This is a genomic window from Paraburkholderia saeva (assembly GCF_907164555.1).
GTDB lineage: Bacteria > Pseudomonadota > Gammaproteobacteria > Burkholderiales > Burkholderiaceae > Paraburkholderia > Paraburkholderia saeva.
This window is the reverse complement of sequence record NZ_CAJQZC010000001.1, coordinates 340,718-366,521: the sequence shown is the minus strand read 5'-3', so window position 1 is coordinate 366,521 and position 25,804 is coordinate 340,718. Positions and strand designations below refer to the sequence as shown.

The window sequence follows — 25,804 nt, the reverse complement described above, 5'->3', positions numbered from 1 at the left end:
ATTACTGTCGAATGAAAAAACACGCCGCTTGAATAACCTTAGAGTAATGTCGGCAGTAACCCTATACCACTGGCTCAGCTTCCAGCCACGCCGCATCCGGCACGCGCCGGCCATCGCTTTGCGCACGTGGTGCCGCACGCAGCTCGATCAGCGCGGCGACCGCCATTACGGCAATCTCCTCAGGCGTCCGTCCGGGCGACACAAACACTCTGGAAGCGCCTTCCGTGGACAGAGTGGCGCCCGACATCGATTCGGGTTGGACCTGCACGCATGAGCGCGCCTGTGCGGCGGTAACCGCATCGCTCAGGACGGCCTTCAGACGCTGCGGCACATCGTCGAAGACCAATGCGATAGTCAGGGGGTCGAGATCGGCGAGTTCGATCTGTTCTGCGTCCACCATCGTGCCATTCCAACCATTATCGGCCTGGGAGGCGGAGCCGGCCGCCACGGCCAGCAGGTCCGCGTCGGCGTCCACGACCTCGAAGTTCACGAAGCGCGCGAGTCGCCGCACGATCTGCGCGCCCGGCGTCTTACCCACGGGCCACACCCGCCAGGATGGCTGCAGAACGGTGCGCACAGTATCAGGGCCAGCGTTGATCGCGCCGCTCGCCGTCGCGTGCAACAGACGATGACGCACGAGTCCAGTTTGCAGATCGAGTTCCCGCGCGACCACGCGGCGCGCGCGCAAGGCATCGGTCACCGCGACCGCGTCGTCCAGTTGCGGCGCCGGCTCCAGTGCGAGCGTCAGGTGCGCACCTGCAGGCAACCGGCTGACCGACGGGTCGTCTGAATCACTGGTATAGCGCAACAGGCGCGGCGGCCGGTTCCAATAAGTCCCGGCGCGGACCAGATCGATCAATTCGTCTTCGATCAGACCGCCTGACACCGAACCGGAAAGCCGCCCATCCTCGCGGATCGCGCATAACGCGCCGCATGGGCGCGACGACGATGGCCAGGCGTGGATCAGCGTCAGCAGGACCGCGCGGTGGCCTGTGCTTAGCCAGCTACGCAGATCTTCGAAAACTGCCAGTTGTGGACTCATGATGGGGACGCCTTCGGCCGACGCGGGGCGTCGCAGACGCCTTTGCAGTGCCCCGACGCAGACTCAATGAGAGAAGTATTCAAGGATGGACGGCTCGTGAAAATCGGGACGTTCGAATTCCGCGACGAGGCGACCTTCGCGCATCACCGGAAGGCGATGTGAAAGAGCCATCAGCGCGTCCAAATCCGGAGAAATCAGCAGGATCGCGGCGCCCTGTTCAGCCAGCTTACGCAGTCGCCGATGGCGGGCGGCCCGTGCGGATACACCTTCGCCGCACACCGTCGATTCGTCGACGATATAGATGCCGGAAGGCTCGCCAGTAATACCGGCCGCAGCCGCATCCTGAATTGCGCGCACGGGGCGCTCCGAACGGATCGACCCGCCTTCCACCGCGCGCAGGCCCAGGCAGGCGTCCGCCAGCGCCCGCTGGCCACTGCCCGGCGCACCTGCAATCCCAACGATTTCACCGGCCTTCACTCGCAGACTGACGTTCACCAGCGCGCCATCGCAAGTCGTGAGCGCATTAAGCGCAAGGCGCACCGGTGCTTGTCGCAGCGCGCGGCAGGCATGCACGGCGAACGTGCCGTCAGCGTGGTAGCTCATGTGTCTTCCTCCATTTTTCTTGACCGCAAGCGGGCGCTCAAATAGCTGGCCGCACGTCGGCACGACAAAGTTTGACGGATTGACAACATGAGATCCATTGAATAATCTGCCCTTTATTTATTCCGTTAAGTTATGGGTGATCGATGTGGCGAAACTTGACTGGTATATCCGCACCAACCTCAAACTGCGCCATCTGCAGTTACTGGTCGCGCTGGACGATTTTCGCAGTGTCGGGCGTGTGGCCGGCTATCTGAATGTCAGCCAACCGGCTGTCTCCAAGACGCTCGCCACGATTGAAGAGGGGCTCGAGGTCACACTGTTCGACCGCACCACGCGCGGCATGGAGCCGACAGAACACGGCGAGTGCCTGATCCGTCACGCGCGCGGCATCCTCGATCAGTTGTCGAATGTGCGTGACGACATGCGCGATATCAGCGAGGGCCGAATCTCGCGCGTGTCGATGGGCGTGCAACCCGCGGCCGCCACGGTGCTAATGCCGCAGTTCATCGCGCGACTCGAAGCGGAATCGGTCGAAACCACGGTGTCGCTGCTCGAAGGCACCATGGATGCGCTGCTGCCGCCGCTGCGCGCGGGCGATATCGACATCATCGTCGGCAATCTGCCGCCTCGCCCGTTGGGCGCCGAGTTTTCAAGCGAGTTGCTCTATCAGGATCCCATTGTCGTGGTGGTGCGCCGCAATCATCCGCTCGCGAGCGTGCAGCGGCTGCGTTGGGACATGCTCAACGGCTACCCGATGGTGTTGCCGCCGACCGGCGCCTTCACGCGCGGCCCGATCGACGACTTCCTCGCGCATCACAAGGTCTCGGTGCCACGACGGCACATCGAGTCGATTTCGACGTTAACCAATGTGGGCGTATTGCAACTCACCGACTCGATCGGCTTCCTGTCACGCGGTATCGCGCGGCATTTCGCGGCGCTGGGGCTGCTGGTGGAGTTGCCGCTGGTACTGCCCAATGTGCGCATGCATGTTGGGCTTGTGTGGCGCAAGGAGCGTCATGCGACCACGTCACATCAACTGGTGCGGCGCGTTTTCCATGAGACGCGTGACGGGATGTTGGCAGCGCTGGGTGAGAACTTCAGCGACGACGCAAGCGTGGGTGTGCCGGTTTAACAATGCGTTCGTCAAGTATGCACCTTCGATGGAAGGCCGAAGCAGTTGGCCGCCAGCGGTCGGGAACTGCGGCGACGCTTGGATTCGGCTCGCAACTAAGACTTGTGTCTGATTGACTTGGTCGCGTGAGAACTCAATAGAATTTCCACGCGACCATGGATGCGCCCATTCGGACGTTGCGCGCGTCCTACTGCTTCGGCTGAATCCGCAGTGGACCGTAAAGTCCGCTAAGCATAACGCGTCCGTTGCCATCGATCACCGGTTGCGAGTAGAAGCTGTTAAAGCGAGCGCCTCCGAGCACGTAATGAAACTTTGACTGTCCAGTGGCCCAGTCGATGCCCTCCAGGGTCCATTGGTCGTTTCGCGCACCCGACATGTACACCAGGCCCGAACCGGTCGAGACAAACGGCACGCCGTTGATGTCACTGACGTCGTTGTTGACCCAGGCCGGGTTGAGCGTTCGCGTCTTCGGATCCCATTCGAACTTTTGTACTCCGTGCGGCAGATATTCTTTCAGATACGCGAGATACCCGATGAACATGTTCTTCGATAACCGGTCGGCCTGGATGGGAGCAGGCACGTTGCGGGGCTCGTTATTCACTACCAGCATGCCGTATCCGGTACTCACGACCGACTGTTCCGATTGAGCCGCAGCAAGCTTAGGATTACCGAAGTTGGCGGGACGCAGACCAGCGATCCGGCGCGACGGCGCGTCGGGCAACTGCTTCCAGTCAGCCGGAATTTCATCGCGCCAGTAAGCCGTCACGTTCATCAGCTTGTCACCGTCGGTGATGACTACCAGCTTGTCGGGATCGCTCCCAAAGCCAACCAGTGTGGGGGTCGAGCCGGTGCCTCGTCCCAGCGAGTTACGGAACGGCTCGTTCCACGCGCCGTCCTGTTCACTCGTTGAGAGACGGGAACCGGTCCACACTACTTTGTGGAGATGCTGCTGGGAGGCGATGTAAATGCCGCCTTTCTCATCGACCGCGAAGCTGTTGCGGATCCATGCCACGCCTTTGGGCTGCTTGGGTATCTCTTCCTCGGCACCCGGCAGGCGAATGATCTGAACGTCGCTGAAATCACGCGAAAGCACCACGACATAGCCGTCTGCCGTCGCCAGCACGATATGCCCATCAAATGTCATGTTCATTCCGATGGATTCGCCTGTGACGTTGGCGGGCTGGTTCCACTGCGCCTTCACGACTATGCCTGAGAGATGGTCACCAGGCGTCGCATCTCCGTAGATCCTGACAAATCCCTTGCCCGCGGCGACATACTCGTTGTCTTTATCGAGGAGGGTATAAACGCTGGAGAGCGACGGGTATCCCGACTTCCGCGCAATTGCCCACTTCTGATCGAAACTCGACTTCGAGTCGAGCGCTTTTATAAACTGTTCGTGCGTGAGCGCATCGGCATGATCATTCCCTGGTAAGCGGAGTGTAGCGACGAGATCGAACGTGTCGTAGTCGAGCTTGGCCAGGAACTGGCTACCGCTCGTCCAGACCACCCGCTTGCCATTCTTGTCCGGACCCGAAATCAGGTAGGCGAGGTTGAACATCCCCAGATCCTGATATCGCATCTCATCGTCGCCAAGCTGACGTGTCGGCCCGACCGGCCCTGCATCCACGGTCGAGTCGGTCTGTGCGGAATTGGCGTGACCGATGCTGTAATTGGAATCGGCCAGATAAGGATTGTGTGGTGGCTGCGCGGGCGGTGCACTGAAAGCCGATGACGCAGTGAGCAATGTGGCAGCAAATGCAGTAGAAAGTTTCATGAGACGGACCCTAAGCTGGGAAACACCCTGTTTGAGAAAGTAGTTCGAGCTTCTACCGGATTGCATACGAGATACTAATCAACTTTCGGACATGAGAGGTGGCTTTTCATTGCACCTCAATTCATAGCCGAAAGAGCGGCCGGTATTGCACGCTCAAGGACCGAACCCGGTTGCCCGTCATCTTTCTGAAATGCAGTCTTAAGGTACTACGCGTCCGCGAGAACCATATCAGCCCCCTTCTCCCCAATCATGATCGTTGGTGCGTTGGTATTGCCGGAAATAATGGCCGGCATGACCGACGCGTCAATGACGCGCAGGCCGTCCACCCCACGCAGACGCAGCTTCGGGTCGACCACTGCATCGGTGTCGCTACCCATGCGGCATGTGCCCACCGGATGATAAATCGTCGCGGCGGAACGGCGCAGATAGTCGGCGAGCGCCTGGGGATCGCCGGTATGCGGCCCCGGCTCGGACTCGTTCTGGATCAAACCGGCAATGGCATTCTGCTTGAGGATCGCGCGAACTTTATCGATACCGGTGGCCAGCATGTGCAGATCGCGTTCGTCCGACAGGTAGTTCGCATCGACCAGACCCCGTACCCGAGGATCCGATGAGCCGATACGCACGCAGCCACGACTATGCGGATGCAGCAGCGCCGCTGACGCCGTAATTCCAGGTGTCTCGTCGATTTCGATGGCACCGCCCGGAAGCGCGTGGAAGGTGTACGGACGCATGACGATTTGCAGGTCGGGCGCGGCGACCTGCGGGCGGGATTTCACATAGCCCACCACTTGTGCCGATGTTGTGTTGAGCTCGCCGCGCCGTGTCAGCAGCCACTTGAGAGCTTCCACCGACATTCGCGGCTTGCTCCGCATGAGGCTGTTCTTGCTGTCGGTTTTCTTACGCATTCGTAGCTTGATGTGCGCGAACAGATGATCCTGCAGGTTTTTTCCAACAGCGGGCACATCCGCCACCGGCGTGATCCCGAGGGACTGCAGGTATTGCGCGTCCCCGATGCCGGAATGCTGAAGAATATGGGGCGTGCTGAGGGCGCCAGCGCTGAGAATGACTTCCTTCGTACAGCGAACAGTAACCGGCGCAGCGCCATCGATCTCATACTCCACGCCGATGGCACGTCCTCCTTCCACCACCACGCGACGCACCAGAGCATGGGTGACGACCCGAAGGTTGGGCCGTCCCATTGCTGGCCTGAGAAACGCCTTGGCCGTGGATTGCCGCTTGCCGCGATAGATCGTGCCCACCGGCACACCGATGCCGTGATGGTCGCCTCCGTTCATATCGCTGTTGAACGGGATGCCTTCCTGAAGCGCGGCATTCAGAAACGCATCCGCGGAATGATGCCGATCCGCGATCCAGCTAAGCTTCAGTTCGCCCGTGTGACCGTACGTCTGCCCGTTCCCCTCCGCGAAGCATTCGCCGCGCTTGAAGTACGGCAGCACTTCGTCCCATGACCAGCCGGCGCAACCCATTCGCGCCCAGTTGTCGTAGTCGTCACGGTGGCCGCGAACGTAAAACATGCCATTGACCGAACTGCTGCCACCCAATAGCTTGCCTTGGACCAGCGCGAGGGACCGGTCCCCGAACGCCGGTGTCGGCCTTGTGAGATTCGGCCAGATGTATGCCGGGTTGGACAGCAGAAACGCGATGCCTGCGGGAACGTCCACCCAGAAATTGTTGTCCTTCCCGCCCGCTTCGATCAGCAGCACGCTATGGCGCCCGGACGCACTGAGCCGGTTGGCGAGCACGCAGCCGGCAGAACCCGCGCCGACGATGATGTAGTCTGCCACCGGCTGCGTGGCCCCTGAATTGTTCATGTTGAAGTCGTATCCGGCCAGTTCAAAGGTGTCCGATCGGCCTGGCGGCCTTAGGGACGTGCCGTGCCGAGCGTCGCGCGATGCGAGGCCTTGGTGCGGATAGCCCAGTATTCCTTTATCGTGCGCGACGTCGCTAGCCGCTATTTTCATCCTGTGAAAATCTGCCGGGCCGCGGGTCGCTTTCATCGTTAACGCGTTCGTCTTATCGGACTCATTCCGGATCGCGCCGGACGGCCTGTGGAGGCTGATCGGAAGGTCCATGCTGCACATTGCGGACCAAGGCAGAGGCCTTCTGACCGCAACAACCTCTACCTGCCGGATCGTTCGGGAACGCCCTATAATTCGGCTCGACCGCCTTCGCTCTTCCCGCAGACAAGCCAGTGCCCTACTCCCCGCAGACACAGCCTGACTCCCCTATGCTTGCCGCCATCGGCACGAAGATCGTGCCGCCCCGAGGCGCTCGTCGCGTGATGGCGCGCGAAGCGCTAATGGCCCGCCTGATGGAGCTCAGGCGCAAGCGGTGCCTCGTGCTACGTGCGCGGGCTGGAAGCGGCAAGACCAGTACGCTGCTGGCGTGGCGGCAAACCCTGATCGGCATGGGGTTCGACGTGTCGTGGCTGTCGGTCCATCCGGACGACAACGAATGGCAGCGGTTCAGCAAGTGTCTGCTCGCCACGCTGACCGAGATCGATCCTGCCATCACACGCGAAGCTGACATGCTGCAACGCGGCTGTGACGACGAACTGGCCATCGAACGCTGGATCATCGTCCTGCTGGACGGTCTGGCCGCGCACATACGCCCGGTCATGATGATGTTCGATGACCTTCAGCACTTGACCCATCCGCATGTGGTGTGGGCAATGCGCTGCCTGATGCAGTACGCGCCGGCACACCTGCATTTCGCTTTCGGCACCCGGACTGCACTGCCGTTACTGCCCGCGCATCTGCTGGCACAGGACGAAGTGGCGGAACTGGGACTGCAAGATCTCGCCTTCACGGAAGCCGAATCAGAAGCGTTCCTGCATGTGCAGCTTGACCGCATCGACAAGCGCGAAGCCCGGATCCTGCACCGTATGACCGAGGGGTGGGTGGCCGGTCTGCAACTGTTCGCGCTGAAGCTCAAGGCACAGCGCGACGCTCCCACGCAGCACGTGCCGTTGCACGACCCGGCGGCGTTCTCGAGCTACTTCGAGAGCGAACTGCTGGTCCACATGACACCGGAAGACCTGGACCTGCTCACGCGTATGTCGGTGTGCAACCCGGTCAGCGCCTCGCTATGCGCCGAGCTGGTGGGACACCCAAACGCCGTGGCCGCTACCATGACGCGACTGAACCGGCTCGATGCCAACGACCTCTTCATCACGCAGATGCACGGCCGCGACAGCGAGACCTGGTACAAGCTTCACCCACTGCTGCGGGAAGCCCTGCAGGTACGCGTGCAGAAGTTGCCCGAGACCGTGCAGAGGGCGCTGCACGGTCTCGCGTGGCACTGGTTCGACAGACGCGGCATGCTCGACGAGGCGGTGCACCACGCCGTGCAGGCCGGCGCCATCGAAGCTGCGGCCGAACTCGTCGACGCGGCGACCGTGGACCTGATGGCGCGCGGGGAAATGAGCAGACTGGCAGGCCTGCTGCGTGTGCTGCCGCACGACCATGTCGACTCACGTTTCCGGCTGCGGCTCGCCGAGGCTTACCTGCTACTGCCAGCGCGGGGGCAGGACGCGATCGCCGCTGCAGTCGAACGCTTCGACGCACAGATCGTGGCCGGCGAACTGAACGCGCGTCAACGCTTCTCCGTCAATGTTCTGCGTGGCGCGCTGGCGCTGCGTAACGATGACGCCGCGAGCATCGCCCGCCTGGAATCGGCACTGCTGGATGCGCCGCGAGACATCGACGTCCATGAGTGTGTACTACGTGACAACCTGCTCGCGTGGATGTATCTGTCGAGCGGCGACTATGCGCGCGCACGTGCGATCGTCGCCGTGCACGAACACACCGAGGGCGCCCCGCGTGAACAGTTGCTCAGCCGTTGCGTCCTCGCTACCACCCATGCCGTGGAAGGCCGGCTGGGACTCGTGGAATCGCTGTTGCGGCCTGTCATGCAGGAAGCCGAAAAGCGCGGGCCCGCTTTCATTGAAGTGCACTGCGTCGCCGCGGGACTGCTGGCGCATGCGATGTACGAGCTGAATCAGACGGAAGCCGCGCGGCGGCTGCTCGAGGGCCGCATCGACATCATCGAACGCATCTGGCTGCCGGACATCGTGATGCGCGCCTTGTTGATACAGACCGGCGCATACCTGGCAGAGCATCGGCATCTGGATGCCTTTGCCTGCCTGGATCGCCTGGAAGACTATGCCGTCACGAACGACCTCGACCGGCTGCGCGCGCACTTGCTATGCGCTCGCGTGCGGCTCTATCTGCGCTCGGGCGAGATGGACCTTGCCGATGCTTCGCTGAACCGGCTCGATGCCATGGTCCGCCGCCGTTGCGACGCGACCGATGGGGGTATGGCGCTCGACATCCGCCTGTGCTGGCTGCGTGCCCGCATCGAGCGTGATCTGCACCGGAACGCCTTCGACGCCGCACGCGAGCATCTTGGAGCAGCCGTGAACCTGTGCGAGAAACACGGGCGACCACGTCAAGCCGTCGGCCTGCGCCTGCAACTCGCCCTTGCGGAGCAAGGCTGCGTCCGTCCCGAGTCCGCGCGAGTGAACTTGCTGGCAGCGCTCCAGGACGGCCACCGCCTTGGGCTGATACGCACGCTGCTCGATGTGTCTCCTCGCATACCGCCGATGCTAAAAGAACTCCTGGCATCAGACCGACTGGATCCGGTCATCGCCTTGTATGTACGACGGCTGCTGAGCGCAGCGGGAGCACATGACGCTTCGGACCGCGAACAGGCCGCGGCGTCGCAGAATGCCGGGCCGACACGCGGCGTGATGCCGCTGCCTGCCCTATCGGTAAGGGAGCGCGACATTCTCGAACTGGTGGCACAGGCCATGCCGAACAAGAAGATCGCCCGGGCCCTGAACATCACACCCGAGACGGTGAAATGGCACCTCAAGAATATCTTCTCGAAGCTTGGGGTAAGCGGCCGGGACGAAGCCGCGGAACGCCTGCGCCATCTCAAGCTGGACGTCGAGGCGGAAAGCCCGCGCTGAGACCCACGCCGCCTGCGCGCGGGGGGCAAAACGCGTAAGCCGACAGTCGGTGCCGCCCAGGCATAGCCACGGCCGCACCGACCTTGGGCGATCAGCCAGCGATCGACTTGTGTTCGAGATATTCGGCGAGCCCGTAGATGCCCAGCTCGCGCCCGTTTCCCGAACGCTTGTACCCGCCGAACGGCGCCGCGTTATCCGGGCTGGCGCCATTGATGCGTACCGAGCCAGCGCGTAGCCGGCCTGCCACCCGACGCGCGCGCGCGGCATCGCCCGACCAGACGTAGGCCGCCAGACCATAGTCGGTGTCGTTGGCAATGGCGACGGCGTCGTCCTCGCTGTCGTAGGGAATGATCGCCAGCACGGGGCCGAAGATCTCTTCGCGTGCGATGGGCGAGTCGTTGCTGACATTGGCAAAGATGGTCGGACGAACGAAGTAGCCTTTCTTCACGCCTTCGGGCCGGCCAGGACCGCCTGCCACCACGGTGGTGCCGTCCTCGATACCGACAGCGATCATGCACTGAACTTTCTCGAACTGCGCCCGGCTCGCCAGCGCGCCGATCTTGTTTTCGTCCTGGGACGGATCGCCTACCTTGAGGCCGCCCGCGACCTGCGCCGCGATGCGGGTGGCCTCTTCGTGGAGATGGCGCGGAACTAGCATGCGTGTCGGCGCCACACACGTCTGGCCTGAATTCAGCATGCACGCGATGACGCCTTCCCGAACCGCTACGGCCAGGTCCGCATCATCCAGAATCACATTGGGCGATTTGCCGCCCAGTTCCAGCAGCACGCGCTTGACCGTCGAAGCCGCGGCGGCGGCGACTTCGGTGCCGGCGCGGGTGGATCCGGTCAGCGAAATGACGTCGACGTCCGGATGCCGCGACAGTGCCGCGCCGACCACCGGGCCGAGGCCGTACATCATGTTGAACACGCCAGGTGGGAAGCCGGCTTCATGCACGATCTCTGCGATCAAGCGGGCGTCGAGCGGCGCCACCTCCGACGGCTTGAGGACGACTGTGCAGCCTGCGGCGAGCGCGTAGGCGACTTTGCCCATGAGCGTACCGGCCGGCCAGTTCCACGGGGTGATGAGCGCGGCCACGCCGATGGGCTCGCTCACCACCTCCGTGTTGCCGAGATTGCGCGTGAACTCCATCTCTTTCAGCGCCGCAATCGCCGACTCGAGCACACGTAGGCCGAGCGGCGCCTGGCGAGAGCGGCACAACCACAGCGGCGCGCCGATTTCCTGGTGGATCGCCGTCGCGATGTCGTCCATCCGGGATGCGTACAGTTCGGCCAGCCGCCCCAGCAAACCCAAACGCTCGTCGCGGCTGGTCGCGGACCAGGCCGGAAAAGCTGCGCGCGCGGCCGTGACCGCACGCTTCACATCGGCTTCGGTGCCGAGGGCGAGCGTACCGATGACTTCCTCGGTCGCCGGATTGACGATCTCCGCGCTGGAGGCGCCCGGTGCCGGCAACTGCCAGACGCCGTCGATATAGAAGGTGTTGAGGTTCTGCATGGTCAGGCGTGTCTCCGTTGGTATTTTCTTGCGACACGAGAGCTTGCGCCAGGCCGAGCCCGCGCCCCCCCACCCGTCGCAGGGGGGCGGCCTCAGTGCTTGCCGTAGAGCGTCACCACGCAGGCGCCACCGAGTCCGAGGTTATGCTGTAACGCGAGGTTCGCGCCTTCCACCTGACGTTTGTCGGCGGTACCGCGCAACTGATGCGTCAACTCGTAGCATTGCGCGAGGCCGGTTGCGCCCAGCGGATGCCCCTTGGAGAGCAGGCCGCCGGACGGGTTGGCCACGACCTTGCCGCCATAGGTGTTGCTGCCGTCCATGATGAACTTTTCGGCTTCGCCGGTCGGGCAGAAACCCAATCCTTCATAAGTGAGCAGTTCGTTGTGGGCGAAGCAGTCGTGCAGCTCGCATACCTTGATGTCCTCCGGCCCGACGCCGGCTTTCTCGTAGACTTCCTTCGCGGCAGCGCGGGTCATATGGCTGCCCACATAAGAGATCAGCGACGGCGGGTCGAATGATTCGACAGGGTCGCTCGTCATGGACTGCGCGAGGATCTGCACGTCGGTGCGGAGATTGTGCTTTCTGGCAAAGCGCTCCGAAACGATCAGCGCGGCGGCGGCACCACAGGTCGGCGGGCAAGCCATCAGGCGGGTCATCACGCCGGGCCACACCACCTTGTCGTTCATGACATCGTCGGCGCTTACGACGTTGCGGAACAGCGCCAGCGGGTTGTTGGCCGCGTGGCGGCTGGCCTTGGCCCGGATCTCAGCAAAGGCACGCATGCTGGTGCCGTACTTCTGCATATGCTCGCGGCCGGCACCGCCGAAGCCGCGTAGTGCCTGCGGAACGTTCTCGGCGTCTGCGGTCAGGTTCATCAGGATGGGCAGGAAGCGCTCGCGCGGACGCGGACGGTCGTCCCAGTGAGCCTTCAGTGCGCCCGCCTGCATCTGTTCGAAGCCCAGTGCCAGCACGCAGTCGGCCGCGCCCGTCTCCACGGCCTTGCGAGCAAGCCACAGGGCCGTCGAGCCTGTCGAGCAGTTGTTGTTGACGTTGACGACCGGGATGCCGGTCAGGCCCACTTCATACAGCGCGGTCTGGCCGCAGGTCGAGTCGCCGAACACATAGCCAACGTACGCTTCCTGGATCGATTCATAGCCGATGCCGGCATCGCGCAGTGCGAGACGCACGGCTTCCGCGCCCATCTCCGTATAGCTCGGGCTCGCGCCCGGCTTGCTGAAGGGGATCATACCGACGCCGCCGACTAAGACTTTCTCACTCATAGTGTTCTCTCTTGAATTGGAGCCCGCCTCAGGCGGACGGGCAGTTGGATGTTTGCGCGGTCAGAGACTCGGCGCGCTCGTGGCTTCGCCGGCTTTCACGTCGTCAAAGCGGTGAGCTTGCAGCGTCGCCGTCTTGATGACCTTCGCTCAGCCGCGCCGCTCGACTAGCGTGCTGCGCAGGTCGGCCACGTGTTCGTCGTGCTGGTTAGTCACTCTCGTGGCCTGCACGACAAAGTGCAGCGCGCCGCCCTTCTTGTCGTAGATGTCTTCGATCTTCGTCTCGAAGCGCAGCGTGTCACCGGCGTAGGCCATCCGGCGGTAGTCGAAAGCCTGTTCGGCATGCAGGATGCGGCCCAGGTCCAGTTGCAGAATCGCGAGGCTGGCCCGCGTGTCGCCGATGCCGCTATTCAGACACATCAGGAAAGTCGGAGGCACCGGCAGCGCCGGATGGCCGGCAGCGTGCGCGGCGGCCTCGTCGGTGTAGATCGGACTGGTCTCTCCGGTAGCCTTGGCGAAGAAGCGCAGGCGCCCGTTCTCCACCTCGACCGTGCCGTGGGACATCACCCGGCCGATCAGACTCTTGTCTGCCATCTCGTCGTCTCCTCGTGTCGGGGTGCCGCGCTTACAGCTTGCGCGAGATGATGTCGCGCATCACCTCGTTGCTGCCGCCGAAGATGCGCGCGATGCGCTGATCGGTGAAGATGCGGGCGATCGGATATTCGATCATGTAGCCGTAGCCGCCATGCAGTTGCACCATGTCGTCGACGTGCTTCCACATGGTCTCGGTGGCGAACAGCTTGGCGACCGCCGCTTCTTCGCTGGTCAACTCGCCGCGCAAAAGCTTCGCGAGGCAGTTGTCGACCAGAGCGCGTACCGCCATCGCGCCTGCCTTCGCGTCGGCCAGCTTGAATTTGGTGTTCTGAAAATCCCAGACAGTCTGGCCGAAGGCCTGGCGGTCCTTCACATAGGCCAAAGTGTGTTCGAGCGCTGTTTCGAGTTGGGAGGCCGCGTTGAGCGCAATGCCCAGGCGCTCCTGCGAGAGGTCGTGCATCAGGTAGCCGAAGCCCTTGTTGACCTCGCCCAGCAGATTGCCGGCCGGCACGCGCACGTTGTCGAAGAACAGCTCGGCGGTATCCGCCGCGGGCTGACCGACCTTCTGCAACTTGCGGCCGCGGCGGAACCCCGGGCGGTCAGTCTCGACGAAGATGATGCTGACGCCCTTCGCGCCGGCGTCCGGATCGGTCTTGCAGACCACCATGATCAGGTCGGCCGTCATGCCGTTGCTGATGAAGGTCTTGCTGCCGTTGATCACCCACTCGTCGCCGTCAAGGACGGCGGTGGTGCGGCATGCCTTCATGTCGGACCCGCTGCCCGGCTCGGTGATCGCAATGGCGAGGATGGCTTCGCCGGAGCACGCTTTCGGCAGCCAGCGTTGCTTCTGTTCCTCGTTGCCGAGGCGCGTGATGTACGGTGCGACCACGGAAGAATGCACGCCATAGCCGAAGCCGCTGACGCCCGCGCGCGCCGCCTCTTCGGCGATGACGGCCACATGGCCGAAGTCGCCGCCACCGCCGCCATACTCAACCGGGGTCGTGACGCACAGCAGCCCGTCCCGGCCGGCCTTCAGCCAGGTCTCACGATCAACCATTCCGGCTGCGTTCCAGGCCTCCTGACGCGGCACGCATTCACGCTCGAAGAAACGCCGCACCGACGTGCGATATTGCTCGTGATCCTCTCGAAAGACATCGCGACTGACATTCACTGTGTGTTGCTCCCTGTTCGGTTCTGTGGCTGTGGGGTGGCAGACTTTCTGCACATGATTGCGCCGTGCGGCGAGGCGACCGCGTCCTTCAGGAGGACCGACTCCCCTCGCACACAGACGGGCGTCCGGGACGAGTCGTCAGATGGCGCCGTAGCCGCCGCCGCAGACCAGCACCTGGCCGGACACGTAGTTGGACTCCGGCTGACAGAACAGATACACCGCGTTCGCGGCTTCGTCGGGCGTGCCCGCTCGACCAGCGGGGATGGTCCGGCCAGCGTTGTCGATCATCGCCTTCTGCACGCCGACCTTGATCTCGCGCCCCTCGATGTTCACCGTCTTGCTCTCATCGCCGGAGAGCGCCTGGGTCAGGCGCGTTTCGATCAAACCGAAAGCCACCGCATTGACGTTCACCTTGAGGCGTCCCCACTCTTTCGCGAGACTCTTGGTCATGCCCAGGATGCCCGACTTCGCCGACGAGTAGTTGGCCTGCCCGGCGTTGCCGCCTGCAGCGGTCGACGAAATATTCACCACCTTGCGCCATACTTCGCGGCCCTCGGCAGCCTCCGCTTTGGCAGCGGCGGAGATGACGGGCTGGGCGGCGCGCAGGATGCGGAACGGCGCCGTCATGTGGCAGTCGATGATGGCGTACCACTGCTCGTCGGTCATCTTCTGGATGACGTTGTCCCAGGTGAAGCCCGCGTTGTTGACGATGATGTCGATGCCTTTGTAGTGATCGACGGCCGTCCTGATGAAGCGGTCGGCGAAGTCCGGCGCGGTGACGCTGCCGGCGCACGCCACCGCTTCGCCACCCTGCTGCCTGATCAGTTCGACGACTTCATTGGCCGGATCGGCGTCGAGATCGTTGACGACCACGCGCGCACCGTCGGACGCCAGCTTCAGCGCCAGCGAACGGCCGATGCCACGGCCCGAGCCGCTGACCAGCGCCACCTTGCCTGCGAGTTTGCTCATTTCCGTACTCCTGAGTGATTGCGGATTGATTCGATCGGGGTCGGGCCGCTGACGCGGGGCGAGGCGAGGTACAACACCGATGGCCCATCGAGCAAGCGATGTTCACGTTGCCGAAGGCATTCGACGTCATGCCGGCCAGTAGTGCTCCGCCTGTCGCTTTGTATAGCGATATACGCCGACGAGTTGCTGGCCCGTGTCCATCACGTCGCCCTGGAGCTTCGTGAGTCCGAACCCTGATCCGGGAATGACGTCGAGGATAGTGGCAGCGCCGTCGCACAGGCACCATGCGCTGCGGGGGGGATGGGTAGTCATCTGCGCCCCCCCGCTACGGGGTGGGGTCGCTGCCGCAAAAATCAGCGGCGTAGAAGGTGATGGCGCGCGCGATAACGCGCGCCGGCGCGCTCACGCTTGCCAGGCTGCCTGGATGTCGGTCACCAGGGTCCGCAGGCTAGTCACATGACGAGAGATGTCGGCGTCGTTGCTCACCTTGTCAGGGAAGCTGATGTTGACCGCGTAAAGCTCCCGGTCCGCGCCGACGAAGGTGGTGGCGACCGCACGCATGTGCCCTGGCTGATAGGCCGCCGTGCAATAGCCCCGCTGGCGCGCCTCAACCATGGCGCGCTCCGCATTTGCGCCGAGCGGCGCCCACGCGTCGCCGTAGCGTCCCGCGATTTCTTCCAGAAGAGCCACTCGCACGTCCTCCGGCAATGCCGCGAGATACGCGAGACCGATGGCCGTCAGTTCGACCGGCGCACGCGTTCCCGGCACGACGCGCCGCGTGCGCGTCACGCTGTCGCCGCTGTGCCTGACGGACGCGAGATACACCATGTCGGGACCGTCGCCCACAGCCAGCCCGACGTTGACCCTGCCAGCCAGCGCGACGGCTCGCATCAACGGCAGAGCGGCTTCGGGCACGCGGCTCGCCTGCTGGAAGGCGTCCGCGAGACTGAGGACGGCTGCGCCAAGCCGGTAAGCGCGTTCACCGACGTCATAGCGCAGGAAGCCTGTATCGACGAGCACCCGCGTCAACCGGCTGACCGTAGGGCGCGGCAGACCGGTGCGTGCCGCCAGTTCTCCGTTGGTCAATGCACCGGCTCCCGCCCGGAACGCTTTCAGAAGTGACAAGCCCCGGTGCAGCGAATCGCTGCCGGCGGTTTCGCGGGTGAAGCGCCCCGTCTCGTACGTCACACGCCGGGTGGAGGTCTTTCGTTCGCTGCTATCCATGGAGTTGCATATTTTCGCCAGATGAAAATTCAGTATAGCTAGGCTCTCTTCGCAGCGGAATACTGCACTTCCCGCGTACCGCAGGAATACAACCCTCCACAGGAGCGCCCAAGCATGACATCCGCCACCGACCTCCAACTCTCACACGACGGCCACGTGGCTCGCATCACGCTGACGCGGCCGCCGCAGAACTTCGTCGACACCGCGACGATCGAGCAACTCGTGAACATGCTGGCGGCCCTGGATGAAGACGACACGTGCCGCGCGGTAGTCCTGCAATCCGGAGTCGACGTGTTCTGTGCCGGCGCGGATTTCAGCGCGGCTCCTGGCGGCGGCGCGCCAGGCGACCCCGCCGTGTTCTATGGCCACGCGATGAAACTGTTTCGCACCCGCAAGCCCATCATCGCCGCCGTGGCGGGTGCCGCGGTCGGCGCGGGACTGGGCCTCGCGCTAGTAGCGGATTTTCGCGTGAGCTGCGCTGAGGCGCGCTTTAGCGCCAACTTCAATCGTCTCGGCATTCACCCGGGATTCGGCATGAGCGTGACGTTGCCGCGTGTGGTGGGCGAGCAGCGCGCAGCGGAACTCTTCTTCACCGGCCGGCGAATCACCGGCAAGGAGGCGCTGGAAATAGGCCTCATCGATCATCTCGTGCCCCAGGCTGACGTTAGCGCCCAAGCGCGGGAGCTGGCGCGCGAAATTGCCCTTTCCGCGCCATTGGCGGTGGAGACCACCCGCGCGACGCTGCGCCGGGGTCTGGCGGAGCGCATCGCGGAGGTCAACCAGCGCGAACTGGAAGTCCAGCACAGCCAGTTCCGCAGCGAAGACTTCCGCGAAGGCGTGGCCGCCATGTCGGCTCGCCGCGCACCGGTGTTCCAGCGGCGCTGACCGAAGGCGACGACGTGCGAAACGGCTCGCAAGCCTGCCGCCGACCGCCCATGTCGACGTTCCTCTGCGTGACATGGCTCGGCCTCCATGCCTCGTTCATCAGACTGCTCCCGTTGATCGACCATTCATACATGCGTGGCCTTCCGGTTCCTGGGCACAGAACGCTCGCCTTATGACCGCTATACGAGCCGTGCCTTCCCGCTTCATCGCTAAATTGCTTGCCCAGTGTCGCTAAGCATCGACGCGGGTGAGCACAACACCGCCGACCTCCTGCGCGAACTCGACGCAAGCCGGCAATCCTGTTCTCACTGGAATCCATTATGAAGTTCGAACTCGAGAGTGAACACCGCATGCTCAAGGATCTCGTTGCACGCTTTGTGCGCGAGCAACTGATCCCGCTGGAGACCGCCGTCATGGCGCGCGAGGCCGAAACCGGGCAGCTTGCATTGCTGCCGGCCGAACATGAGCGCCTGAACGCGATGTCGCGTGAACTCGGCCTGTGGGGTCTGGACGCTCCCGAAGAAATGGGCGGCTCGGACCTGCCCGTCGTGGCCGTGGTCGGCGTCAACGAAGAACTCGGCAAAACGATCACGCCATACGAACTGCCGCCCGACTCGCCGAATCTGCGCATGCTGATGCTGAGCGCCAGTGCGATGCAGCGCGAGAAGTACCTCGCTCCGTACGCCCGCGGCGAGACCGCCTCGGCAATGGCCATCTCCGAGCCAGGCGCAGGCGGCGATCCCGCCATGATGACCACGCGAGCCGTCCGCGACGGCGACGACTGGGTCATCAACGGCCGCAAGATCTGGATCAGCCGCGCCGCGCAGGCGGACTGGACCATCGTCATGGCCGTGACAGACAAGGCTCTCGCCGCACGCGGCGGCATCTCGGCCTTTATCGTCGATCGCGGCACGCCGGGGTTCCAAGTGGGGCGCCGCATTCCGATGATCGGCGGCGTGTCCACCTATGAGGTTGTGCTGGAAGACTGCCGTGTGCCGGCATCGCAACTACTCGGGGTTGAGGGCCAAGGCTTCGCTCCCATGCAGGCACGGCTATCGACTCGCCGCGTGCAGATGGCCGCGTGGTGCATCGGCCGCGCCCAGCGGGCTCTCGACATGCTGTGCGAGTATGCGCAGCAGCGCCAGACTTTCGGCGCGCCGCTGGCGCAGCGCCAGGCAATCCAGTGGTGGGTGGCGGATGCCGCCACGCGCATCCACGCCTGCCGCCTCATGACCTACGAAGCCGCCAGCCGCATCGATGCTGGCGAGGAAGCTCGCACCCAGGTGTCGATGATCAAGGTCTACGCGACGGAGATGGCGTGGGACGTAATCGATTACGCGATGCAGACCTTCGGTGCAATGGGTATGACCAAGGAACTCCCTCTGCAGCAGATGGCCAACGACACGCGTCTGATGCGCATCTATGAAGGGCCGAGCGAGGTGCACCGCTGGGTGGTTGCACGCGATCTGCTCGGTCTGCGCCGCTAACGCGCGAAGGGACGCGGAGATGAGTCCATTCCATAAGAACAGGATGCGACGGTGGAACGACTCTCAGGCATCGCTGCGATCCCATTCCGGTCAGATGCATTGACTGCGCGCGAACGGCACGCAAAAACCGCACACACACAGAAACGCCGGCGAGGATGCTCGCGTACGGTCCCCGTCGGCCTCAGGAGGAGACGTTACCCATGGATACATCAGGCTGGACCTATCCCGGCGACCACGCCCGCCGCACCCCCGATAAAGTTGCCATCATCAACGGCACCACTGGCACCTCGCTGACTTACGCCGAACTGGAGGCGCGCTCGAACCGCTACGCCCACTACCTCCGGGAACAGGGCCTGCGTGCGGGCGATCACGTGGCCGTGCTGATGGACAACCACATCCGCTACTTCGAGATCGTCTGGGCCGCCATGCGCTCGGGGCTCGTGATTACCGCCATCAACCGTTTCCTGACGCCCGACGAGGCGGCCTACATCGTCGCGGACAGCAACGCGAAGGCGATTGTCTGCTCGCATGGAGTGCGTGCGCTGGCCGAAGCTCTATCGGAGCGCATGCCCGCTTGCCCGCACCGCCTGATGGTGGACGGCACCGCCGACGGCTGGCCGTCGTTCGAGGCTACCGTCGCGGCATATCCGGCCGAGCCCATCGCCGACGAGCAACTCGGGGTCATGATGCTGTATAGCTCGGGCACCACGGGGCGGCCCAAAGGCATCGTGCGCACACCGCATACCACGGATGTGCGCGGCATGCTGGATCCCTTTCGCCGCAAGCTCAACGCCGAGCATTACGCCTTCTTTGACGACATGGTCTACCTGTCGCCGGCGCCGCTGTATCACGCCGCGCCGCTCGGCTGGGCAATCAGCATTCACGCCGTTGGAGGCACCGTCGTATTCATGGAGAAGTTCGATCCGGCCCACGCTCTCGCACTGATTCAGCGCTACCGCATCACGCACAGCCAGTGGGTGCCGACCATGTTCGTGCGCATGCTGAAGCTGCCGGACGCTGAGCGCCTCGCCTACGATCTCTCCAGCCTACGCTTCGCAATCCATTCCGCAGCACCGTGCCCGGTCGACATCAAGCTGAAGATGATCGATTGGTGGGGCCCGGTGATCTTCGAGTACTACGGTTCGAGCGAAGGGGTCGGGCTGACCACGATCACCAGCGAGGAGTACCTGGCACACCGCGGCTCAGTGGGCCGCTCTGTACTCGGTACCGTGCATATCTGCGACGACGATGGCAACGAACTGCCAGTGGGCGAGACCGGGCTGATCTACTTCGGGCGCGACAACGTGGCCTTCCAATATCACAATGCCCCCGACAAGACGCGTTCGACCCAGCATCCACGCCATCCGACATGGATGGCGGTGGGCGACGTCGGCTACGTGGATGCGTACGGTTATCTCTATCTGACGGACCGCACGACGTTCATGATTATTTCGGGTGGTGTGAATATCTACCCGCAGGCCATCGAGGACGCGTTGATCTCGCATCCGAAGGTGAGCGATGCGGCGGTAATCGGCGTGCCGGACGACGAAATGGGCGAGGCCGTGAAGGCGGTCGTGCAAGTGGAGCCTGAAGTCGGGCCGGGGTTGGGTCCGGAGCTGGCTGAGGAACTGATAGCGTATCTGCGCGGCAAGGTGGCGCGCTATATGGTGCCGAAGTCTGTTGACTTCGTCGATCAGTTGCCGCGCCTGCCCACCGGCAAGCTCTATAAAACAGAGCTGCGCAAGCGTTACTGGACATCCACCGACACCAAAGCCTGACCCGGGCGACGGCGAACCGGGACGGACGTGCGTCCGTCCCATTGGTCTCAATAACTCAGGACACTCCTCTTCGAACCGGGGAATGTCCCCGGTCAGGTCGGTATCAAGCAGCAGCGGCCGGACACCGTCCCGAGCGGCGCTCCCTAGAAGCGATGCGTCATACCCACCACGGCGAGTGTTTGTGTTGCCGCGGCTTCGGTGACGGCTACGCCCGGCCAGCTCGTCGTCGCCGTTCCGTTGTTCTTCAGGTAGCCGGCGCGCATATAGACGCTCGTCCGTTTCGAAATGCTGTGATCAATGCCAATCTGCACACCCGGCGTATTGTCGTGTGCGCCACGCACATCGCGCTCGATACCCGCCACTTCAATCGTATCCGCCGGCGTCGCCTGGATCGTCACCCCGAGCTCCATGGTGCTCACCGAATGCCCCGCGTCGAGGAGCGCGGCGAGAGAACCGGCCGGCGCATCCTTCGGGCGGGCATACGAATAGTTGAACTGGAAGTTGACAATACCGAGCCGATACGCGAGCGCACCAATGAAATGCTCGGTGCCGAGCATGTTCAGAACCTCTGGGAGGCCGGGGAACGTCTCGATGGCCGCATGCTGATTCTGATAGCCGATCCCCGCGTAGAGCCCGTAACCCGTATAAGAAAGCCCTAGGTCGACCATATTGCCAAGCGTCTCAGGTATCGGTTGCGTCACCGTCGCCGCGAACCCGTACATCGCGGAGAACTGCACGCCGCGCAGATTGGGCGACTGATAAAGCACCGAGTTGCTGGTGCGGCCGACGATGAACTGCGTGGCGAGCGTGTTGCGATCGATCGCCAGCACCGCGGCGGATAGCGGCGACAGGTTCTCGTTGGCCCGGAACGGGTCGGTTGGATAGACCACGCGGAAGCTCGGCTGATATTGACGACCGAAACTCACCGAACCGTAATTGCCATCCGATAGTCCGACCCAGGCCTGACGATAGAACAGCGTCGTCGTATCGGCATAGGGCGTTCCGTTATTGATGTTGAAGCCATTCTCGACGTCGAAATCTGCCTTCAGGCCGCCACCCAGATCTTCACTGCCCTTGAGCCCGAACAGCGATCCCGTCGAGCCGCCGCTGCCCTCCGAGAAAGTATGCGTACCGCCGTTGCCCAGATATTGTCCGAACACATCGACAACGCCGTAGAGCGTCACATTTGTGTCGGCCATCGCGGTGCCCGCCGCGGCAATCAGGGAAGCGCCGAAAATACCTTTACCGATGTCGCTAAACCGCATGCATGTCTCCTCTTTCTGTCTCCGCCACAAGGCAGATTTGATTTGCATTACTTATTACTTACTTTCGTATGCGCAAGTGGCCACTTCGTCCCTGCCTCCCGCTCAACCACAGTCTAATGTTATTAGCTTATTTGTTGACCAACAAGCAAAAGCATGCCGGTGTAAACGCTGACGCCCACGAATCGGGAGCGGAAGTCCCGCGTGATATTCTTGCTTCCAATCAGTTTGTTGAAAGGTCGCCAGATTCATGTCGTCGAAAAAAAATTATCAGGACGTCGCTCCGCCCGCTGACGACGCCCAACAGCCCAGACGAACCCAGGAACAGCGGCGCAGCGACGCCGAGGCCCGACTGCTGGAAGCTGCGCAGGAGATCGTCGCGCACAAGGGGTGGGTCGGGATGACGCTCGGCGACGTAGGTATTGCCGCCGGCTATAGCCGCGGTCTTGCTACTCATTATTTCGGCAGCAAGCCGGAGTTGCTGCGCTCGCTCGCCGCTCAGATCGGTGAGAACTTCAAAACCATGGTCACTGAAGCACCGAGCCGTGGCGATGGTTTCCATGCGGTGCTGGAATTTATTCGCATCTATTTTGGACGCACCGACGACGGCTGGATCAGCACGCGCGCGCTGCTGATACTGATGGCGGAAGGAATGACTGACGGGACGGAAGCCGGCGCCAATCTGGCCATCTACAACGAGACTGTCATCGGCATCCTGCAAGGCTACTTCGAGCAAGCGATCGCGAAGAAGGAAGTTCGCGAAGACGTCGTCCCGGAGGCGGCCGCCGTCGCTTTACTGGGTACCGTCCGCGGTGTCATGCTGCAGAGCCTTCTCAAGAATTCAAACATAGACCTGACCAAGGTAGCAGCGGAAGTCATGACCATGACCATCCGGGCATATTCACGGCGGCCCCAGACGTGGCTGGCGCTCTACGCCGGACGTGCACGCGCTTGAACGCAAGAATCCGGCTTGAACCGGATGCGGGGAAACCACCGTGCTGAATTATGTTTGTTGTTTGACGAACATAATTCAGACCCGGACTCGACTTCTTTCGCAGAATCTCGCGCTATGTTGCGGCCATGGCGACAACACCGCGCTGCACGAGGGCGTCTATCTCCGTTCTGTCCATACCTAGCGTCTGCAGGATTTCTATCGAGTGCTCGCCGAGCAACGGTGCGTGCCGACGGACGCTTGCAGGAGTCTGACTAAACAACGTGGTCGGCCGAATCATGCGCAAGCTGCCCTCGGTCGGATGCTCAATCGACTGAAACAGATTGACCGCACTGAGTTGAGGATGATTCGGCAACTCTTTCAGATCATGGATGGCGGCCGCCGGAATATCGAGTTCGTCGCAAATCTCCACCCATTCCCGCGTGGACCGATCAGGCGCGATTGCCTCGAGTTGCCGATACAGGTCGCTCAGACATGCATTGAGCTTGTGCCGATCCGACAGATCATAGCCGGATATAAGATCATGATGATCGACCCGCTGGAAGAGACTCATCCACTGTGAAGGGCTATAGGGCAGCATGGAAATGTGACCGTCGCGGGTACGCACGGGCCTGCGCCCTCGCTTCAAAATTCGTGCGTAACCGACATCGCCTAGGGTCGGTTCAAACGCGAGGCCGCCCATATGCTCGGCCATTGTGAAGTCGACCATCGTTTCCAGCATAGGAACTTCAACGTACTGCCCGCCGCCTTCGCGCTCGCGATGCAGCAATGCAGCCAGGACCGCGTTGACCAGCGCCATGCCGGCTGTCTTGTCGGCCACCAGCGCAGGGACGAAGGCAGGCTCCGCTCCGACCTCCCCCATCAGGCTCGCCAGGCCGCACGTGGCCTGAATGATGTCGTCGAAGGCAGGCTTGGACCGGTGCGGCCCAGCCTGTTCAAAACCCGTCGCCGCGCAATACACCACTGAAGGATTGACGGCACGCACGGCTTCGTAGCCCAGACCCAGTCGTTCGATGGCCGAGACGCGCATGTTGTGGACCACCACGTCAACCTGGGAAGAAAGCCGCAAACAGATCTCCCTGCCTTCCGGTGTCTTGAGGTCGATCGCCAGCGACCGTTTGTTGCGATTGATGCCTAGAAAGATGGAGCTCATGCCGGCGTGACGCGACGTGCCATTCGCGCGCATCACGTCGCCGTCGATGCCTTCTACTTTAATGATGTCGGCGCCATAGTCGCCGAGAATCCTTGTCGCGAACGGCCCAAGCACGACCGACGTGAGATCGAGGATTCGGATGCCACGCAGCGGGCCGGCCGCGGTACCAGAAGAAGAATTCACATGCACTCCTTGAGAAAAGCCAGGCTCTCGGCGTCGCGCGAGTCAACGCATCGTATCAACTTACTTGTCAATGGACAAGTAAGTTGATACATTCATATCGGAAAGCGACTTGCCGGGATGTGACGCCGGAATCGCGAACGATTCTGTCAGCTGCTATTCATGCTGCCACGGCGACCGTTGCGCAAGCGTGCCAGTTTCTCGGAGAGCTTGATCGTGGTGGTGACTGTAGGGCGAAAGTGGTGGACTTTATGATTAGTTTCACTAAATACAACGCAAGCCTTAGCCTCGCCAAAAGCTCGGCCGGGACGCTTAACGTCATCGGCACCGGTGTGTTGCTTACGACTGCGAGCCCGCGCTTTCCGTCTTCCGGGCCCTCGTTGTTGATATCGAAATCCAGGAGTCGTTCCGCTCGTCAATACGCTTCATGGGCGCGCATGGATCGCGCGGATGCAGCATGCAATCCCTGCCCAATTAAATATATCGGAGACTTACCTTATGGCCAGCATCCAGTCGGCTGAACTCACTCAACTTTACGCAAGCTGGGGCACCAGGATGCGCGAGAATCCCGACATGCCGCTCGAAGACATTCGCCGCATCTTCTCGCACTGGGGTGATGTGACCGCTGAGCCGGGCGGAGTCGATTACATCGAAGTCGACGCAGGCGGCGTGCCGGCAATGTGGGCGATTCCCAAAGGGGCGGCACAGGACTGCGCGCTTCTCTGCTCGCATGGCGGTGGGTATGTCATGGGGTCGATGTTCTCCCATCGCAAGATGTTCGCGCATATCGCCAAAGCGGTCGGCTGCCGGGCCTTGATCGTCGATTACCGACGCGCGCCGGAAAACCCGCACCCCGGCCCGCTGACCGACATGCTCATGGCCTACGAGTGGCTGCTCAAAACAGAACGCCTTAATCCGGCACGCGTCGCGTTGACCGGCGACTCCGCGGGCGGCGCACTTGCGCTCACGACAATCGCCGCAGCGCGCGAGAAAGGGCTGCCGCTTCCTGCTGCTGCGATGCCAATGTCGCTATGGGCTGGCCTGGACACGTCAGGTGAGAGCTACGACACGAATGCCGCCCGCGACGCGCTAGTATCCCGTGATACGACGAATGCGCTCGGCTCGCTGTTTGTTGGCCCCGATGGCGATCCGAAGCATCCGCATGCCAACCCGCTCTACATCGACTATCACGGTTTTCCGCCGCTCTACATGACGGTTGGCGACGCAGAGGTACTGCTCGACGACAGCCGTCGTATTGCCAGTCGGGCAAAAGCCGCCGGCGTGGAAGTGAAGATCGATCAGGTCCCCGACATGCAGCACGTCTTCCAGTTCCTTGCCGGCACCGCGCCGGAAGCTGACGCAGCGATCAATTCAATGGCTGCGTGGGTTCGACCGAAGCTCGGACTCGGTTCTTCGACGATAGGCGGTGGGGACCTTTGACCTGCAATGGTCCAGCATTCAAAGGGCGGCGGGGTTCTGCAGTGGATTGCCGGATCGGGCCTCACGCTTGTAGAGGTCTTCTGTGTTCCCGGCGCGTGCACTCCTGATGGCAGGTCGGAAAGTCAGAGTGCGCGCCCCGTTCTGTTTTCAACATATCGAAGAGACGAGCCATCAACGTGCTGACGCTCCTTTGTCAAAGGCAGGTGTGAAATCAGCAATATCAGCCGGAATTAGAGGGCATAACTCCCGGACGAGATGGCGATCAACTGACGGCGGATTTCGTTGAACAGCTAGCGGGTTCGTTCAGAACCCGCTAGCCGCACGCACGGTGCGGAGTTTTCAACCATTAAGCGGACATGCGTCGTGCCAGGT

At 62.6% G+C, this 25,804-nt stretch carries 20 protein-coding genes; 7 read left to right on the top strand and 13 right to left on the bottom strand.

Features of this window, described 5'->3' with window-relative positions:
- Positions 1-61: 61 nt before the first annotated feature.
- Both LPA36_RS01640 and LPA36_RS01635 read right to left on the bottom strand, forming a co-directional pair.
- Positions 62-1,042 (bottom strand): XdhC family protein, encoded by a 981-nt coding sequence (locus LPA36_RS01640; RefSeq protein ID WP_267478890.1) that lies wholly within the window; start codon positions 1,040-1,042, stop codon positions 62-64.
- Between the two features lie 63 nt (positions 1,043-1,105).
- Entirely contained in the window at positions 1,106-1,645 is a 540-nt protein-coding gene (locus LPA36_RS01635; RefSeq protein WP_228874401.1) for a P-loop NTPase family protein, read from the bottom strand.
- A 145-nt stretch (positions 1,646-1,790) separates the two neighbouring features.
- On the opposite strand from LPA36_RS01635, the gene LPA36_RS01630 reads away from it, so the two are divergent.
- A complete protein-coding gene (locus tag LPA36_RS01630) occupies positions 1,791-2,777 on the top strand; it encodes a LysR substrate-binding domain-containing protein (RefSeq protein WP_228874400.1) in 987 nt (328 codons plus the stop codon).
- Positions 2,778-2,964: 187 nt separating this feature from the next.
- Here LPA36_RS01630 and LPA36_RS01625 read toward each other — a convergent pair whose 3' ends face one another.
- The gene (locus LPA36_RS01625; RefSeq protein WP_228874399.1) at positions 2,965-4,551 is read right to left on the bottom strand and encodes a hypothetical protein; all 1,587 of its coding nucleotides are present in this window, start codon (positions 4,549-4,551) and stop codon (positions 2,965-2,967) included.
- A 206-nt stretch (positions 4,552-4,757) separates the two neighbouring features.
- Entirely contained in the window at positions 4,758-6,647 is a 1,890-nt protein-coding gene (locus LPA36_RS01620) for a GMC family oxidoreductase (protein ID WP_228874398.1), read from the bottom strand.
- A 155-nt stretch (positions 6,648-6,802) separates the two neighbouring features.
- Here LPA36_RS01620 and LPA36_RS01615 point away from each other — a divergent pair, with 155 nt between their 5' ends.
- Positions 6,803-9,547 (top strand): LuxR C-terminal-related transcriptional regulator, encoded by a 2,745-nt coding sequence (locus LPA36_RS01615; RefSeq protein WP_228874397.1) that lies wholly within the window; start codon positions 6,803-6,805, stop codon positions 9,545-9,547.
- A 91-nt stretch (positions 9,548-9,638) separates the two neighbouring features.
- Here the strand turns inward: LPA36_RS01615 and LPA36_RS01610 are convergent, their stop codons facing one another.
- The 7 genes from LPA36_RS01610 to LPA36_RS01580 form a co-directional block, all read right to left on the bottom strand.
- Positions 9,639-11,060, bottom strand: a complete 1,422-nt coding sequence (locus LPA36_RS01610) for an aldehyde dehydrogenase family protein (protein WP_228874396.1) — start codon at positions 11,058-11,060, stop codon at positions 9,639-9,641.
- 92 nt (positions 11,061-11,152) lie between these two features.
- The gene (locus tag LPA36_RS01605; protein ID WP_228874395.1) at positions 11,153-12,340 is read right to left on the bottom strand and encodes a lipid-transfer protein; all 1,188 of its coding nucleotides are present in this window, start codon (positions 12,338-12,340) and stop codon (positions 11,153-11,155) included.
- A gap of 147 nt (positions 12,341-12,487) precedes the next feature.
- Entirely contained in the window at positions 12,488-12,931 is a 444-nt protein-coding gene (locus tag LPA36_RS01600; RefSeq protein WP_228874394.1) for a MaoC family dehydratase N-terminal domain-containing protein, read from the bottom strand.
- A 31-nt stretch (positions 12,932-12,962) separates the two neighbouring features.
- A complete protein-coding gene (locus LPA36_RS01595; RefSeq protein WP_228874393.1) occupies positions 12,963-14,102 on the bottom strand; it encodes an acyl-CoA dehydrogenase family protein in 1,140 nt (379 codons plus the stop codon).
- 138 nt (positions 14,103-14,240) lie between these two features.
- On the bottom strand, positions 14,241-15,071 hold the full coding sequence (locus tag LPA36_RS01590) for an SDR family NAD(P)-dependent oxidoreductase (RefSeq protein ID WP_228874392.1): 831 nt from the start codon (positions 15,069-15,071) through the stop codon (positions 14,241-14,243).
- A 126-nt stretch (positions 15,072-15,197) separates the two neighbouring features.
- Positions 15,198-15,383: a hypothetical protein gene (locus tag LPA36_RS01585; RefSeq protein WP_228874391.1), complete on the bottom strand. Its 186-nt coding sequence runs from the start codon at positions 15,381-15,383 to the stop codon at positions 15,198-15,200.
- A 90-nt stretch (positions 15,384-15,473) separates the two neighbouring features.
- A complete protein-coding gene (locus LPA36_RS01580) occupies positions 15,474-16,295 on the bottom strand; it encodes an IclR family transcriptional regulator (RefSeq protein WP_228874390.1) in 822 nt (273 codons plus the stop codon).
- 114 nt (positions 16,296-16,409) lie between these two features.
- Between LPA36_RS01580 and LPA36_RS01575 the strand changes: the two genes are divergently transcribed.
- The 3 genes from LPA36_RS01575 to LPA36_RS01565 all read left to right on the top strand — a co-directional run bounded on the left by LPA36_RS01575 (position 16,410) and on the right by LPA36_RS01565 (position 20,445).
- Positions 16,410-17,180 (top strand): enoyl-CoA hydratase/isomerase family protein, encoded by a 771-nt coding sequence (locus tag LPA36_RS01575; RefSeq protein WP_228874389.1) that lies wholly within the window; start codon positions 16,410-16,412, stop codon positions 17,178-17,180.
- A gap of 320 nt (positions 17,181-17,500) precedes the next feature.
- The gene (locus tag LPA36_RS01570; protein WP_228874388.1) at positions 17,501-18,667 is read left to right on the top strand and encodes an acyl-CoA dehydrogenase family protein; all 1,167 of its coding nucleotides are present in this window, start codon (positions 17,501-17,503) and stop codon (positions 18,665-18,667) included.
- Between the two features lie 200 nt (positions 18,668-18,867).
- Entirely contained in the window at positions 18,868-20,445 is a 1,578-nt protein-coding gene (locus LPA36_RS01565; protein ID WP_228874387.1) for an acyl-CoA synthetase, read from the top strand.
- A gap of 143 nt (positions 20,446-20,588) precedes the next feature.
- On the opposite strand, the gene LPA36_RS01560 is transcribed toward LPA36_RS01565, so the two are convergent.
- The gene (locus LPA36_RS01560; protein WP_228874386.1) at positions 20,589-21,710 is read right to left on the bottom strand and encodes a porin; all 1,122 of its coding nucleotides are present in this window, start codon (positions 21,708-21,710) and stop codon (positions 20,589-20,591) included.
- A gap of 247 nt (positions 21,711-21,957) precedes the next feature.
- Here LPA36_RS01560 and LPA36_RS01555 point away from each other — a divergent pair, with 247 nt between their 5' ends.
- On the top strand, positions 21,958-22,662 hold the full coding sequence (locus LPA36_RS01555) for a TetR/AcrR family transcriptional regulator (protein ID WP_228874385.1): 705 nt from the start codon (positions 21,958-21,960) through the stop codon (positions 22,660-22,662).
- 112 nt (positions 22,663-22,774) lie between these two features.
- Here LPA36_RS01555 and LPA36_RS01550 read toward each other — a convergent pair whose 3' ends face one another.
- Positions 22,775-23,995: a CaiB/BaiF CoA transferase family protein gene (locus LPA36_RS01550; RefSeq protein ID WP_228874384.1), complete on the bottom strand. Its 1,221-nt coding sequence runs from the start codon at positions 23,993-23,995 to the stop codon at positions 22,775-22,777.
- 495 nt (positions 23,996-24,490) lie between these two features.
- Here LPA36_RS01550 and LPA36_RS01545 point away from each other — a divergent pair, with 495 nt between their 5' ends.
- Positions 24,491-25,432 (top strand): alpha/beta hydrolase, encoded by a 942-nt coding sequence (locus LPA36_RS01545; RefSeq protein WP_228874383.1) that lies wholly within the window; start codon positions 24,491-24,493, stop codon positions 25,430-25,432.
- The last annotated feature ends 372 nt before the right edge of the window (positions 25,433-25,804 follow it).

Bases quoted from the DNA above. Each gene is read 5' to 3' on its own strand.
- LPA36_RS01640 (WP_267478890.1), bottom strand. From the start codon at position 1,042: ATGAGTCCACAACTGGCAGTTTTCGAAGATCTGCGTAGCTGGCTAAGC.
- LPA36_RS01635 (WP_228874401.1), bottom strand. From the start codon at position 1,645: ATGAGCTACCACGCTGACGGCACGTTCGCCGTGCATGCCTGCCGCGCG.
- LPA36_RS01625 (WP_228874399.1), bottom strand. From the start codon at position 4,551: ATGAAACTTTCTACTGCATTTGCTGCCACATTGCTCACTGCGTCATCG.
- LPA36_RS01620 (WP_228874398.1), bottom strand. From the start codon at position 6,647: ATGGACCTTCCGATCAGCCTCCACAGGCCGTCCGGCGCGATCCGGAAT.
- LPA36_RS01615 (WP_228874397.1), top strand. From the start codon at position 6,803: ATGCTTGCCGCCATCGGCACGAAGATCGTGCCGCCCCGAGGCGCTCGT.
- LPA36_RS01610 (WP_228874396.1), bottom strand. From the start codon at position 11,060: ATGCAGAACCTCAACACCTTCTATATCGACGGCGTCTGGCAGTTGCCG.
- LPA36_RS01605 (WP_228874395.1), bottom strand. From the start codon at position 12,340: ATGAGTGAGAAAGTCTTAGTCGGCGGCGTCGGTATGATCCCCTTCAGC.
- LPA36_RS01600 (WP_228874394.1), bottom strand. From the start codon at position 12,931: ATGGCAGACAAGAGTCTGATCGGCCGGGTGATGTCCCACGGCACGGTC.
- LPA36_RS01590 (WP_228874392.1), bottom strand. From the start codon at position 15,071: ATGAGCAAACTCGCAGGCAAGGTGGCGCTGGTCAGCGGCTCGGGCCGT.
- LPA36_RS01585 (WP_228874391.1), bottom strand. From the start codon at position 15,383: ATGACTACCCATCCCCCCCGCAGCGCATGGTGCCTGTGCGACGGCGCT.
- LPA36_RS01580 (WP_228874390.1), bottom strand. From the start codon at position 16,295: ATGGATAGCAGCGAACGAAAGACCTCCACCCGGCGTGTGACGTACGAG.
- LPA36_RS01575 (WP_228874389.1), top strand. From the start codon at position 16,410: ATGACATCCGCCACCGACCTCCAACTCTCACACGACGGCCACGTGGCT.
- LPA36_RS01570 (WP_228874388.1), top strand. From the start codon at position 17,501: ATGAAGTTCGAACTCGAGAGTGAACACCGCATGCTCAAGGATCTCGTT.
- LPA36_RS01565 (WP_228874387.1), top strand. From the start codon at position 18,868: ATGGATACATCAGGCTGGACCTATCCCGGCGACCACGCCCGCCGCACC.
- LPA36_RS01560 (WP_228874386.1), bottom strand. From the start codon at position 21,710: ATGCGGTTTAGCGACATCGGTAAAGGTATTTTCGGCGCTTCCCTGATT.
- LPA36_RS01555 (WP_228874385.1), top strand. From the start codon at position 21,958: ATGTCGTCGAAAAAAAATTATCAGGACGTCGCTCCGCCCGCTGACGAC.
- LPA36_RS01545 (WP_228874383.1), top strand. From the start codon at position 24,491: ATGGCCAGCATCCAGTCGGCTGAACTCACTCAACTTTACGCAAGCTGG.